The sequence below is a fragment of the Aeromonas sp. genome, assembly GCF_051657805.1.
Lineage (GTDB): Bacteria > Pseudomonadota > Gammaproteobacteria > Enterobacterales > Aeromonadaceae > Aeromonas.
This window is the reverse complement of sequence record NZ_JBOFLJ010000032.1, coordinates 1-14198: the sequence shown is the minus strand read 5'-3', so window position 1 is coordinate 14198 and position 14198 is coordinate 1. Positions and strand designations below refer to the sequence as shown.

The 14198-nt window shown below is 57.8% G+C and carries 11 protein-coding genes; all 11 read right to left on the bottom strand.

Annotated features, from left to right (window positions below; translation table 11 throughout):
- Positions 1-187: GTP-binding protein (locus ACRCYW_RS13580; protein ID WP_232535768.1), on the bottom strand; the 187-nt coding region annotated here is incomplete at its 3' end.
- A gap of 54 nt (positions 188-241) precedes the next feature.
- Complete coding sequence (fusA, locus tag ACRCYW_RS13575) at positions 242-2347, bottom strand: elongation factor G (RefSeq protein ID WP_438550610.1); 2106 nt, start codon at positions 2345-2347, stop codon at positions 242-244.
- A 74-nt stretch (positions 2348-2421) separates the two neighbouring features.
- A complete protein-coding gene (gene rpsG, locus ACRCYW_RS13570) occupies positions 2422-2892 on the bottom strand; it encodes a 30S ribosomal protein S7 (RefSeq protein WP_010675949.1) in 471 nt (156 codons plus the stop codon).
- Between the two features lie 94 nt (positions 2893-2986).
- Entirely contained in the window at positions 2987-3361 is a 375-nt protein-coding gene (gene rpsL, locus ACRCYW_RS13565; RefSeq protein WP_438550609.1) for a 30S ribosomal protein S12, read from the bottom strand.
- 182 nt (positions 3362-3543) lie between these two features.
- Positions 3544-3822, bottom strand: a complete 279-nt coding sequence (tusB, locus tag ACRCYW_RS13560) for a sulfurtransferase complex subunit TusB (protein WP_438550608.1) — start codon at positions 3820-3822, stop codon at positions 3544-3546.
- 7 nt (positions 3823-3829) lie between these two features.
- On the bottom strand, positions 3830-4186 hold the full coding sequence (gene tusC / locus ACRCYW_RS13555; protein ID WP_438550607.1) for a sulfurtransferase complex subunit TusC: 357 nt from the start codon (positions 4184-4186) through the stop codon (positions 3830-3832).
- Between the two features lie 8 nt (positions 4187-4194).
- Positions 4195-4587 (bottom strand): sulfurtransferase complex subunit TusD, encoded by a 393-nt coding sequence (gene tusD / locus ACRCYW_RS13550; RefSeq protein ID WP_438550606.1) that lies wholly within the window; start codon positions 4585-4587, stop codon positions 4195-4197.
- 86 nt (positions 4588-4673) lie between these two features.
- A complete protein-coding gene (locus ACRCYW_RS13545; RefSeq protein WP_438550605.1) occupies positions 4674-5054 on the bottom strand; it encodes a RidA family protein in 381 nt (126 codons plus the stop codon).
- Positions 5055-5079: 25 nt separating this feature from the next.
- Positions 5080-5796: a helix-turn-helix transcriptional regulator gene (locus ACRCYW_RS13540; protein WP_438550604.1), complete on the bottom strand. Its 717-nt coding sequence runs from the start codon at positions 5794-5796 to the stop codon at positions 5080-5082.
- Positions 5797-5992: 196 nt separating this feature from the next.
- On the bottom strand, positions 5993-10297 hold the full coding sequence (gene rpoC, locus ACRCYW_RS13535; protein ID WP_438550603.1) for a DNA-directed RNA polymerase subunit beta': 4305 nt from the start codon (positions 10295-10297) through the stop codon (positions 5993-5995).
- Between the two features lie 80 nt (positions 10298-10377).
- Positions 10378-14198: DNA-directed RNA polymerase subunit beta (rpoB, locus tag ACRCYW_RS13530; RefSeq protein WP_438550602.1), on the bottom strand; the 3821-nt coding region annotated here is incomplete at its 5' end.

The window sequence follows — 14198 nt, the reverse complement described above, 5'->3', positions numbered from 1 at the left end:
TGGTGATACCACGCTCACGCTCTTCCGGCGCCTTGTCGATCTGGTCGAAGGCGAAAGCTTTACCACCGAAGTGCTTGGCCAGCACGTTGGTGATGGCGGCGGTCAGGGTGGTTTTACCGTGGTCAACGTGGCCGATGGTGCCGACGTTAACGTGCGGTTTATTACGCTCAAATTTTTCTTTAGACACGACGTAGTCCTTCTAGGTTAAACCCGCCTACCGTCGTAGGCGGGGAATCATAAATTACTTGGATTTGCGCTCTTCGATCACGGCCTGGGCGACGTTGGTCGGGGCATCGTGATACTTGGCGAATTCCATGGCGTAGGAAGCGCGACCTTGGGTAGCGGAACGCAGGGCGGTCGCATAACCGAACATCTCGGCCAGCGGCACCAGGGCACGTACGATCTTGCCGGACGGGCCGTCTTCCATACCTTCGATCAGGCCACGACGACGGTTCAGGTCACCGATCACGTCGCCCATGTAGTCTTCCGGAGTCTCAACTTCGACCTTCATGATCGGCTCGAGCAGAACCGGGCTTGCCTTCATGAAGCCAGCCTTGAACGCCATGGAAGCAGCGATCTTGAACGCCAGTTCGGAGGAGTCGACATCGTGGTAAGAACCGAAGTGCAGACGCACGCCCAGATCCATTACCGGATAACCTGCCAGCGGGCCGGATTTCAGCTGCTCACGGATACCCTTGTCCACGCCCGGGATGAATTCACCCGGAATGACGCCGCCCTTGATGTCGTTGACGAACTCGTAGGCTTTGCCTTCTTCCAGCGGGTACATGTCGATCACAACGTGACCGTACTGACCACGACCACCGGACTGCTTGGCGTGCTTGCCTTCGATATCCTTGACGGTATCGCGGATGGTTTCACGGTAGGCAACCTGCGGCTTACCTACGTTCGCTTCTACCTTGAACTCGCGACGCATACGGTCAACGATGATGTCCAGGTGCAGCTCGCCCATACCGGCGATGATGGTTTGGCCAGATTCTTCGTCGGTCCATACGCGGAAAGACGGATCTTCCTGCGCCAGACGGCCGAGTGCCAGACCCATCTTCTCTTGGTCAGCCTTGGTTTTCGGCTCAACCGCGATGGAGATTACCGGCTCCGGGAACTCCATACGCTCCAGGATGATCGGGGCCTTCTCGTCACACAGGGTGTCACCGGTGGTCACGTCTTTCAGACCGATGGCAGCAGCGATGTCACCTGCGCGAACTTCTTTGATCTCTTCACGCTTGTTGGCGTGCATCTGAACGATACGGCCAAAACGCTCGCGCTTCTCTTTGACAGAGTTCAGCACGGAGTCACCGGAGTTAACCACACCGGAGTAAACGCGGAAGAAGGTCAGGTTGCCTACGAACGGGTCGGTAGCAATCTTGAATGCCAGAGCAGCGAACGGTTCGTCATCGGAAGCGTGACGCTCGTCTTTGGTCTCGCCATCCAGCTTCAGACCGTCGATGGCTGCTACGTCGGTCGGTGCCGGCAGATAGTCAACCACGGCATCCAGCATGGCCTGTACGCCCTTGTTCTTGAACGCGGAGCCACAGGTAACCAGGATGATTTCGTTGTTCAGAACGCGCTGACGAAGAGCTTGCTTGATCTCTTCCTCGGTCAGTTCTTCACCACCCAGGTATTTTTCCATCAGGTCTTCAGACGCTTCGGCAGCGGCTTCAACCAGGTTCATGCGCATTTCTTGCGCCTGTTCCAGCAACTCGGCCGGGACGTCTTCGTAGTCGAAGGATACGCCCTGATCGGCTTCGCTCCAGTTGATGGCTTTCATCTTGACCAGGTCGATAACACCCTTGAAGTTCTCTTCTGCACCGATGTTCAGTTGCAGGGGAACCGGCACGCCTTTCAGACGGGTCTTGATGTGCTCAACGCAGCGCAGATAGTTGGCGCCGGTACGGTCCATCTTGTTGACGAACGCGATACGGGGAACCTTGTACTTGTTAGCCTGACGCCATACGGTCTCAGACTGTGGCTGTACGCCACCTACGGCACAGTACACCATCACGGCACCGTCCAGAACACGCATTGAACGCTCTACTTCGATAGTAAAGTCAACGTGGCCCGGGGTATCGATGATGTTGATACGGTGCGGTTGGAACTGTTTGCCCATACCGGACCAGAAAGCGGTGGTCGCGGCGGAGGTGATGGTGATACCACGCTCTTGTTCCTGTTCCATCCAGTCCATGGTGGCGGCGCCATCGTGAACTTCACCGATCTTGTGACTTACACCGGTGTAAAACAGAACGCGCTCGGTAGTTGTAGTCTTACCGGCGTCGATGTGAGCGGAGATACCGATATTACGATAACGCTCAATGGGGGTTGTACGAGCCATTGTCATCCTCTTACTAGGAGCGTACCCCTAGATAACTGAAGGTGCGCAGAGCCTGAAGGCCCTGCGCAGGCGGATTACCAGCGGAAGTGAGCGAAAGCCTTGTTCGCTTCAGCCATACGGTGAACGTCTTCACGTTTCTTGACAGACGAACCCTTATTGTCAGCGGCATCCAGCAGCTCGCCAGCCAAACGCTGAGCCATTGATTTTTCACCACGTTTACGAGCGGCATCAACCAACCAGCGCATTGCCAGGGCATTGCGACGTACCGGGCGAACTTCTACCGGCACCTGATAGGTTGCACCACCGACACGACGAGATTTAACCTCGACGGCCGGACGAATGTTGTCCAGAGCGACTTCGAACAGGGCCAGGTGCTCTTTGCCAGATTTGGTGGCAATGATGTCCAGGGCACCGTATACGATGGCTTCTGCAACAGATTTCTTACCGTCAACCATTACTACGTTGACGAATTTGGCCAGCAGCTCAGATCCGAACTTGGGATCCGGCAGGATTTTACGCTGACCAACAACACGACGTCTTGGCATTTCAAATTCTCCGTGAACTTCAGGGGTTACCCAAAACTAGAAAGTTATCTAACTAGAAACGAATTAACGTTTGGCCTTACTTAACGGAGAACCATTAAGCTTTCGGACGCTTCACGCCATACTTGGAGCGAGCCTGCTTACGGTCTTTAACACCGGCACAGTCCAACGCACCACGAACGGTGTGATAACGAACACCTGGCAAATCCTTGACACGACCGCCACGGATCAGAACAACAGAGTGCTCCTGCAGGTTGTGACCTTCACCGCCGATGTAGGAGGTGACTTCGAAGCCGTTGGTCAGACGTACACGGCACACTTTACGCAGTGCAGAGTTAGGCTTCTTCGGGGTGGTGGTGTATACACGGGTGCATACGCCACGCTTCTGAGGGCACGCTTCCAGCGCCGGCACGTTGCTTTTTACAACGAGCTTGACGCGCGGCTTGCGAACCAACTGGTTAATAGTTGCCATCAAAAGGCTCCTGATAATGACTTCATAAACGTGTGAAAAATCCTCCCCGCAGATACGGGGACGCGAAATTTTATGCCCTGTTGTCGGGGGAGTCAAGATTTATACAATTTGTGCGCCGGACGGGCAAATCACGGCAGTACAGGATTCTGTTAACCATCTGAGTTATCAGCTAAAAACCAAAACTAATCGGCCCAGGTCTGCGGCGATCCCTGCTCGGCGATCAGCGCGATCAGGCCGGCCATGTCGAGTTCCATCCCGATCCGTCCCTGCAATCCCCGCGCCTGCAGGTCTTCCCCCATCACATAGAGCGGGATCCCGGCCAGCCGTTCGCACCACATGGGGGCCGCTGCCGCCACTACCGCGTCCTGCATCAGCACCAGGGGATCCGAGGCATCGCGATAACGCAGGGCCTGCTCCAGCCCCTGGCCGAGGAAGGGAGAACTCAATACCAGCTGTATCATGGGCACCTCAGAAACTGATGTGGGTGCTGCAACGCCCCCACTCACGGCGGATCTCATCGGGGGACAAGGGCGTCACGGGGATCAGCAGATCCGAGGCCACTAGGCCCCGCTCCGCGAGCGAGGCCGCACAGACATAGACCTCCTCGATGTCATACAGTTCCAACATCTTGAAGGTGGGTGCATAGTGGCGCTGCAGTATGGCCTGCGGCTGCTGCGCGTTGAGCAGTTGCAGCACCCCGTCACCGATGAGGAACAGGGCCAGCGACTCGGTCAACGCCGAGGTTGCCAGCAGGGCGTCTAGCCCTTCCCGGCCGTGCGCCGTGCCGTGGGGACCCCGCCGGCAGATAAAGGCAATCTTGCTCATCTCTCCCCCTAGAACTGCACGAAGCGATCGGCGGTCAAACTGGCCTCGGCCAGTTGCCCCAGACCGCTCAGGCGAAACGGTGCCTGCAGGTTGAACTGCGCCTTGCCGACTCCTCTGGCCTCGGTCTCGTCGAGCACGCCACGCCGCATGGCGGCGGCGACACACACATCGATGGCGATGCCCTGAGCCAGGGCCAGCTCGCGCCAGAGCGCCACCAGGTCGGTCTCATCGGAGGCAGGGGCGTGCAGACCGCTGCCGTTATGGACACCGTCCTGATAGAAGAACAGGTGGGATAGGCGATGACCCTGTTCGATGAGGCCCAGCGCGAAGCGATAGGCGGTGCTGGCCGTCTGGGTGCCGTAGGCGGGCCCGGTGACCAGCAGGGCAAAACTCAGACTCATGTCCGGACTCCTGCAAGGATATGCAACCATTCTACCTCAAAGACGAAAAAGCCCCTCCTGGGAGGGGCTCTTCCTGACTACCAGGCTTAAATGTGGGCGATGGCTTCGACTTCGACCAGCACATCCTTGGGCAGACGCGCCACTTCCACGCAGGAGCGGGCGGGTGCGGACTCACCGAAGTAGCGGGCATAGACCTGGTTGAAGGCCACGAAGTTGTTCATGTCGCTCAGGAAGCAGGTGGTCTTCAAGACCTTGCCGGTATCCGAGCCTGCCGCCTTCAATACTGCAACCAGATTCTTCATCACCTGTTCGGCCTGGGCCTCGATGCCACCGGCGACGATATCCATGGTGGTGGGATCGAGCGGGATCTGCCCGGAGGTAAAGATCAACTCGCCCAGCTTGGTGCCCTGTACATAAGGTCCAATTGCGGCAGGTGCCTTCTCGGTTGCAATCACTTCTTTAGCCATTCTTGTCTGTCCCCTTCTATGGAACTCACTCGCTCTCTTCTTCACCCTGCTTGCGCTGTCGGATGTAGAGATACACGGTATGTTTGGAAATATTCAGCTTGTCCGCGACCAGGTTGATCGAGTCCTTGATGTCAAATATGCCCTTCTCGAACAACTGGGTCACGATAAAACGGTTCTTGGCATTGTTCGCCACGGTCGGATCGCGGTTGATCTCGTCGATGGTGTTGTCCACCGTCTGGGCGACCAGCTCCTCCACGCTGTTGGCGAAGGTCTCCGGTGACTGGCGCTCCACCTGTTGCGGGGTCGGGAAAAACTCGGCCACGAATTCGTGGAAAGGCGCATTGATATGCAGGTTGATGCAGATGAGGCCGATCACCTGCTTTTCGCCGTTGCGGATGGCGATGGTGCTCGACTTCATCAGCGCACCGGTCCGGCTGCGCGCGAAATAGCTCTGGGTGTGATCCTGGCCGGTGCTCTCGATGTCCTTGAGCATCCGCAGCGCCAGATCCGTGATGGGCGCCCCCAGGGTTCGCCCGGTGTTAAAGCCATTTGCAATCTTGATCACTGACTCATGCAGATTTTCCAGGGAATGGAGGACCACCTCGCAGTGCTTGCCGAACAGATCGGCCAGGCCCTCGATGAGGCCCTCATATGAACGCAACAACTCCCTGTCTTCGTCTGTAAAAGCGCGACCGCTCAGTTGATCTTCGGGAAGCAGCACTTCCTCGATACCGACAGCCATGTTCTACCCCTGTAATAACCATTCAACTTTCCCGAGTTTTCAATTGCGGGGAGTCAATGTCAACTTTTTTTGATTTTTTGCTCTATAACCTTGCACTGGATCATCCCCTGCCCCAGCCCAGTGCACGCCGGGCGCCGGATGGGAAATAAAAAAAGGGCCCCTTGAAGGGGCCCTCTCTCATCACTGCAGCGGAAGATTACTCTTCGTCAAAACTGCCGGCAGCGTTGAGCAGATCCGCCAGGTTTTGCTGAGCCTCATCGGCGGTCACCTGCGGTACACCGACAGCACGGGCTGCGGCGGCACGCTGGTTGATCCGGCTGTGGTGGTAGGCAAAGCCGGTACCAGCCGGGATCAGACGACCCACGATCACGTTCTCTTTCAGGCCACGCAGTTCGTCGCGCTTGCCGCCAACGGCCGCTTCGGTCAGAACCCGGGTGGTTTCCTGGAAGGACGCCGCGGAGATGAAGGACTCGGTGCTCAGAGAGGCCTTGGTAATACCCATCAGGATATGACGGTAGGTCGCCGGGGCCTTGCCCTCTGCAACCAACTTACGGTTGGCAATCTTCACACGAGCCACTTCAACCTGCTCGCCTTCGATCAGGTCGGTGTCGCCGGCGCTCAGGATCTCGCACTTACGCAGCATCTGGCGAACGATGACTTCGATGTGCTTGTCGTTGATCTTAACGCCCTGCAGACGGTAAACGTCCTGCACTTCGTTGGCGATATAGTTGGCGACCGGGCTGATACCGCGCAGACGCAGGATGTCGTGAGCAGACTCAGGACCGTCCGCCAGCACTTCACCCTTCTCAACTTTTTCACCTTCGAACACGTTGAGGTGACGCCACTTCGGAATCATCTCTTCGTAGATCTCGCCACCGTCGGTCGGGGTGATGACCAGACGGCGCTTGCCCTTGGTCTCTTTCCCGAAGGAGATGGTACCGGAGATCTCGGCCAGGATAGCCGGTTCCTTCGGTTGACGTGCTTCGAACAGATCCGCAACGCGCGGCAGACCACCGGTGATGTCCTTGGTACCGCTGGACTCTTGCGGGATACGCGCAACCGCGTCACCCACGCCCACGTTGGCACCATCTTCCAGGTTCACGATGGCCTTGCCCGGCAGGAAGTACTGGGCGGGAACATCGGTACCCGGGATCATGACATCCTTGCCGTTCAGGTCGACCAGTTTCACGGTCGGACGCATCTCTTTACCGGCACTCGGACGCTCGTTGACATCCAGCACGACGATGGAGGAGAGACCGGTCAGCTCGTCGGTCTGACGAGTGATGGTCACGCCATCGATCATGTGTTCGAAGTGCAGGCGACCCGCCACTTCGGTGATGATCGGGTGGGTATGCGGATCCCAGTTCGCGACGGTGTCACCGGCGTTCACGGCCTCGCCATCCTTCACTTCCAGGACGGAACCGTAAGGCAGCTTGTGGCTTTCCTTGGTACGGCCCATCTCGTCCATGATGGTCAGCTCGGTGGAACGAGAGGTGATAACCAGCTTGTCAGAGTTGTTGGTAACGAACTTGGCGTTCTGCAGCTTGATGCTACCGGTGTTCTTGACCTGGATGCTGCTCTCGGCAGCGGCTCGGGATGCGGCACCACCGATGTGGAAGGTACGCATCGTCAGCTGGGTACCCGGCTCACCGATGGACTGGGCGGCGATAACACCGACAGCCTCACCCTTGTTCACCAGATGACCACGGGCCAGATCACGGCCGTAGCAGTGGGCACAGTTACCGAAGTCGGTCTCACAGGTGATGGCAGAACGTACCTTCACGCGGTCGACGGAGTTGCGCTCGAGCTGGTCACACAGCTGCTCGTCGAGCAGGGTGTTACGGGCTACCAGCACTTCGTCTTCGGTACCCGGCTTGATCACGTCTTCGGCGACCACACGGCCCAGCACGCGCTCACGCAGCGGCTCGACCACGTCACCACCCTCGATCAGCGGAGTCATCCACAGACCGTCGGTTGTGCCGCAATCGTCCTCGGTGATCACCATGTCCTGTGCCACGTCAACCAGACGACGAGTCAGGTAACCGGAGTTCGCCGTCTTCAGTGCGGTATCCGCCAGACCCTTACGAGCACCGTGAGTGGAGATGAAGTACTGCAGTACGTTCAGACCTTCACGGAAGTTCGCCACGATCGGCGTTTCGATGATGGAGCCATCCGGTTTCGCCATCAGGCCACGCATACCGGCCAGCTGACGGATCTGGGCGGCGGAACCCCGCGCACCGGAGTCGGCCATCATGAAGATGCTGTTGAAGGAAGCTTGTTCTTCCTCTTCGCCAAGGGAGTTGACGTTACGCTCCTTGGACAGGTTATCCATCATGGCCTTGGAGACGCGATCGTTCGCGCTGGCCCAGATATCGATAACCTTGTTGTAGCGTTCGCCCGCAGTCACCAGACCGGACAGGAACTGGTCCTGGATCTCGGCAACTTCGGCCTCTGCTGCCGCGATGATGTCTTTCTTGGCATCCGGGATGACCATGTCATCGATACCAACGGAAGCACCGGACAGGGCCGCGTAGTGGAAACCGGTGTACATCAGCTGGTCAGCGAAGATGACGGTATCCTTCAGGCCCTGCTTGCGATAGCAGGTGTTCAGCAGACGAGAGATGAGCTTCTTGCCCAGCGCCTTGTTGGAGACGTACTTGATCCAGTTCTGCGGATTGGCAGCCAGATCGGCCTCTTCGGCGGCGGTCAGAACCTTCGGCTCGTCGATCAGGGCGTATTCCATGCCTTTTGGCAGGATCAGGCTCAGGATCGCACGACCGACTGTGGTGCTCTTCATCTCGGTGCGCGGCAGCAGGGAACCGTCTTCCTGACGCAGGTATTCGGTGATACGCACCTTCACACGAGCGTGCAGATCGGCCAGACCGGCGCGATAGACTTTCTCTGCTTCCTTCGGACCGGCCAGCACCATACCTTCGCCCTTGGCGTTGATACGGGCGCGGGTCATGTAGTACAGACCCAAGACCACGTCCTGGGACGGAACGATGATCGGCTCACCGGAGGCTGGCGACAGGATGTTGTTGGTAGACATCATCAGCGCGCGCGCTTCCAGCTGGGCTTCCAGGGTCAACGGTACGTGGACCGCCATCTGGTCACCATCGAAGTCCGCGTTATAGGCGGCACAGACCAGCGGGTGCAGCTGGATGGCCTTACCTTCGATCAGGGTCGGTTCAAACGCCTGGATACCCAGACGGTGCAGGGTCGGTGCACGGTTCAGCAGGACCGGGTGTTCGCGGATCACTTCGTCCAGGATGTCCCAAACGACGGCTTCTTCACGCTCCACCATCTTCTTGGCGGCCTTGATCGTGGTCGCCAGACCGCGAGTTTCCAGCTTGCCATAGATGAACGGCTTGAACAGTTCCAGGGCCATCTTCTTCGGCAGACCGCACTGATGCAGACGCAGAGTCGGGCCTACTGTGATAACGGAACGACCGGAGTAGTCGACCCGCTTACCCAGCAAGTTCTGACGGAAACGACCTTGCTTACCCTTGATCATATCGGCCAAGGATTTCAGCGGACGCTTGTTGGAACCTGTGATGGCACGACCACGACGGCCGTTGTCCAGCAGGGCATCCACGGACTCTTGCAGCATGCGCTTTTCGTTGCGCACGATGATGTCCGGGGCGGCCAGATCCAGCAGGCGCTTCAAACGGTTGTTACGGTTGATCACGCGACGGTAGAGATCGTTCAGATCGGAAGTCGCGAAACGGCCGCCGTCCAGCGGTACCAGCGGACGCAGGTCCGGCGGCAGCACGGGCAGCACTGTCATGATCATCCACTCCGGCTTGTTGCCGGACTGCAGGAAGGCTTCCATCAGCTTCAGACGCTTGGTGGTCTTCTTGCGCTTGGTCTCGGAGTTGGTCTGTTCCAGCTCCTCGCGCATGGTCTTGACTTCACCTTCCAGATCGATGGCGCGCAGCAATGCAAGTATTGCTTCGGCACCCATCTTGGCGTCGAATTCGTCGCCCCACTCTTCCAGTGCGTCCAGATAGTTCTCTTCGGACAGCATCTGGCTGCGCTCGAGGTTGGTCATGCCGGGTTCGATCACCACATAGGATTCGAAATACAGCACGCGCTCGATGTCACGCAGGGTCATGTCCAGCAGCAGACCGATACGGGACGGCAGGGACTTCAGGAACCAGATGTGGGCAGTCGGGCTGGCCAGCTCGATGTGGCCCATACGCTCACGACGGACCTTGGTCTGGGTCACTTCTACGCCGCACTTCTCGCAGATCACACCACGGTGTTTCAGGCGCTTGTACTTGCCGCACAGACACTCGTAGTCCTTCACCGGTCCGAAGATACGGGCGCAGAACAGACCATCACGTTCCGGCTTGAAAGTCCGGTAGTTGATGGTCTCAGGCTTTTTGACCTCACCGAATGACCAGGAGCGGATCATGTCAGGAGAGGCCAGACCGATCTTGATACTGTCAAACTCTTCGGTCTTGGTCTGAGCCTTCAAAAACTTGAGTAAGTCTTTCACGTGTTTCCCCTGTCAGGAGTCTAACCTCGGCGCCCCTCTCGGGGCGCCCACGTCAATTCTCGAACAATAAGAGCGGGCTCTTACTCTTCGTCCAGCTCGATGTTGATACCCAGAGAGCGGATTTCCTTCAGCAATACGTTGAAGGATTCGGGCATGCCCGGCTCCATACGGTGGTCGCCATCCACGATGTTCTTGTACATCTTGGTACGGCCGTTCACATCGTCAGACTTGACGGTCAGCATTTCCTGCAGGGTATATGCCGCACCGTAAGCCTCCAGGGCCCACACTTCCATCTCACCGAACCGCTGACCACCGAACTGTGCCTTACCACCCAGCGGCTGCTGGGTAACCAGGCTGTACGAACCGGTAGAACGCGCGTGCATCTTGTCGTCTACCAGGTGGTTCAGCTTGAGCATGTACATGTAACCCACGGTGACCTTACGCTCGAAGGCGTTACCGGTACGACCGTCGAACAGGGAGATCTGACCGGATTCCGGCAGATCGGCCAGCTTCAGCAAGGCCTTGATTTCGCGCTCTTTGGCACCATCAAAGACAGGTGTAGCGACCGGCAGACCCTTGCGCAGGTTACCCACCAGGGTACGTACGTCGTCGTCAGACAGCTCGGCGATGTTCACTTGCTGGGAGTCCTTATCGCCCAGGTCATAGACCTGTTGCAGGAACTCGCGCATCTCGTGCAGCTCGCGCTGCTCTTTGATCATGCGGTCGATCTTCTCGCCGATACCCTTGGCCGCGAGGCCCAGATGCACTTCGAGGATCTGACCGATGTTCATACGGGATGGTACGCCCAGCGGGTTCAGTACGATGTCGACCGGACGGCCGAACTCGTCATGTGGCATATCCTCGACCGGACAGATCTTGGAGATAACACCCTTGTTACCGTGACGGCCCGCCATCTTGTCACCCGGTTGGATGCGACGCTTCACTGCCAGGTAAACCTTGACGATTTTCAGTACGCCCGGCGCCAGATCATCACCCTGGATAATCTTGCGACGCTTGTTCTCGAACTTCTTGTCGAACTCGGCTTTGAGCTCGACATGCTGTTCGGCGATCTGTTCCAGTTCGATCTGCTTGGCTTCATCTTCGATGGCCAGTTCAAACCACTTGGAACGATCCAGCTTGTTCAGACGATCTTCGCTGTAACCGGCGGCCAGCAGCAGGTTGCGGGAGCGGCCAAAGATGCCGTCTTCCAGGATCTTGAACTCTTCGGTCAAGTCCTTCTTCGCTTCCTTCAACTGCATCTCTTCGATTTCTTTGGCGCGCTTGTCTTTTTCCACGCCATCGCGGGTAAAGACTTGCACGTCAACCACGGTACCGTACACACCGTTCGGCACACGCAGGGAGGAGTCCTTCACGTCGGAGGCCTTCTCACCGAAGATGGCGCGCAGCAGCTTCTCTTCCGGAGTCAGCTGGGTTTCACCCTTGGGTGTTACCTTGCCGACCAGGATGTCGCCGCCCTTCACTTCCGCACCCACGTAGACGATACCGGACTCGTCCAGCTTGGACAGAGCGGCTTCACCCACGTTCGGGATGTCGGCGGTGATCTCTTCCGGACCCAGCTTGGTGTCACGGGAGATACAGGCCAGTTCCTGGATATGAATGGTGGTCAGGCGATCTTCCTGAACAACACGCTCGTTCACCAGGATCGAGTCTTCGAAGTTGTAACCGTTCCACGGCATGAACGCGACGCGCAGGTTTTGGCCCAGCGCCAGTTCGCCCAGGTCGGTGGACGGGCCGTCAGCCAGCACGTCGCCCGCCATCACCGGCTCACCCAACATCACGCAGGGACGCTGGTTGATACAGGTGTTCTGGTTGGAACGGGTGTACTTGGTCAGGCTGTAGATGTCGATGCCGGCTTCGCCTGGCAGCAGCTCATCTTCATTGACCTTGATAACGATACGGGAGGCATCGACATAGTCGATCATGCCGCCACGCTTGGCCACTACGGTTACCCCGGAGTCGACGGCCACGGCGCGTTCCATACCGGTACCTACCAGCGGCTTGTCGGCACGCAGGGTCGGTACGGCCTGACGTTGCATGTTCGAACCCATCAGGGCTCGGTTCGCATCATCGTGTTCCAGGAACGGGATAAGAGCAGCAGCCACAGAGACGATCTGTTGCGGGCTCACATCCATGTACTGGATCTGGTCGGCGTTCATGAAGGTGGATTCACCCTTATGACGGCACGGGATCAGCTCATCTTTCAGACGGCCATCTTCAGAGGTCGCGGCGTTGGCCTGCGCGATCACGTACTTGCCTTCTTCAATCGCGGACAGGTAATCCACTTCGTCGGTGATCACACCGTCGATGACCTTGCGGTACGGGGTCTCGAGGAAACCGTACTCGTTGGTGCGGGAATACACGGACAGCGAGTTGATCAGACCGATGTTCGGACCTTCCGGAGTCTCGATGGGGCACAGACGACCGTAGTGAGTCGGGTGTACGTCTCGAACTTCAAAGCCGGCACGCTCACGAGTCAGACCGCCCGGGCCCAGCGCGGAAATACGACGCTTGTGGGTCACTTCAGACAGCGGGTTGTTCTGGTCCATGAACTGGGACAGCTGGCTGGAACCGAAGAACTCTTTGACCGCGGCGGAGATCGGCTTGGCGTTGATCAGATCCTGCGGCATCAGGGTGTCGAGGTCGCCCAGGGAGAGACGCTCTTTCACCGCGCGCTCGACACGGACCAGACCGACACGGAACTGGTTCTCGGCCATTTCACCGACAGAACGGATACGACGGTTACCCAAGTGGTCGATATCGTCCACCTCGTCATTGCCGTTACGGATGTCGATCAGGCGCTTCATGACTTCGACGATGTCGTCTTTAGTCAGCACACCGACGCCTGTCTCGTCTTCACGACCCAGACGGCGGTTGAACTTCATCCGACCCACGGTAGACAGGTCGTAACGCTCGGAAGAGAAGAACAGGTTCTCGAACAGCTGCTCTGCCGCTTCGCGGGTGGGCGGCTCGCCCGGACGCATCATGCGGTAGATCTCGACCAGGGCTTCCAAACGGCTGGAGCTGGAGTCGATGCGCAGGGTCTCGGACATGTAGGCACCGTGATCCAGTTCGTTGGTGAACAGAACCTCGAAGTGCTTGAAGCCGGCTTGGGACAGATTGGCGACCGCTTCCAGGCTAAGGGCCTGGTTGGCAGTCACGACCATCTCACCAGTTTGCGGGTGCGCGTAGTTCTTGGCTGCAACTTTGCCAACAACGTATTCGACCGGCACCTCAATCTGGGTGATGGCGTCTTTTTCCAACTGACGGATATGACGAGCGGTGACACGACGACCGGTCTCGACCACCACGGTGCCATTGGCAATGATGTCGAAGGTCGCAGTCTCACCACGCAGGCGCTCGGGCACCAGATCCATCATCAACTTGCCATCTTTGACCTCGAAACCTATGGTCTCGAAGAAGGTGGCCAGGATTTCTTCGGAACTGAAGTCCAGGGCGCGCAGAATAATGGAGGCCGGCAGTTTACGACGACGGTCGATACGGACAAACAGGTTGTCTTTCGCATCGAACTCGAAGTCCAGCCAGGAGCCACGGTAGGGGATAACGCGGGCGTTATACAGTACCTTACCGGATGAATGTGTTTTGCCTTTATCGTGGTCGAAGAAGACGCCCGGGCTGCGGTGCAGCTGGGAGACGATGACCCGCTCGGTACCATTGATGACAAAGGTGCCGTTTTCGGTCATGAGCGGAATTTCGCCCATGTAAACTTCTTGTTCCTTGATATCTTTGACGGTGCCGGCAGCTGCTTCACGGTCGTACAGAACCATACGAAGCTTGACACGCAGCGGCGCGGAGTAGGTCACTCCACGGATCTGGCATTCTTTTACGTCAAATACCGGCTCACCCAGGCGATAGCTGACAT

Bases quoted from the DNA above. Each gene is read 5' to 3' on its own strand.
- fusA (WP_438550610.1), bottom strand. From the start codon at position 2,347: ATGGCTCGTACAACCCCCATTGAGCGTTATCGTAATATCGGTATCTCC.
- rpsG (WP_010675949.1), bottom strand. From the start codon at position 2,892: ATGCCAAGACGTCGTGTTGTTGGTCAGCGTAAAATCCTGCCGGATCCC.
- rpsL (WP_438550609.1), bottom strand. From the start codon at position 3,361: ATGGCAACTATTAACCAGTTGGTTCGCAAGCCGCGCGTCAAGCTCGTT.
- tusB (WP_438550608.1), bottom strand. From the start codon at position 3,822: ATGATACAGCTGGTATTGAGTTCTCCCTTCCTCGGCCAGGGGCTGGAG.
- tusC (WP_438550607.1), bottom strand. From the start codon at position 4,186: ATGAGCAAGATTGCCTTTATCTGCCGGCGGGGTCCCCACGGCACGGCG.
- tusD (WP_438550606.1), bottom strand. From the start codon at position 4,587: ATGAGTCTGAGTTTTGCCCTGCTGGTCACCGGGCCCGCCTACGGCACC.
- ACRCYW_RS13545 (WP_438550605.1), bottom strand. From the start codon at position 5,054: ATGGCTAAAGAAGTGATTGCAACCGAGAAGGCACCTGCCGCAATTGGA.
- ACRCYW_RS13540 (WP_438550604.1), bottom strand. From the start codon at position 5,796: ATGGCTGTCGGTATCGAGGAAGTGCTGCTTCCCGAAGATCAACTGAGC.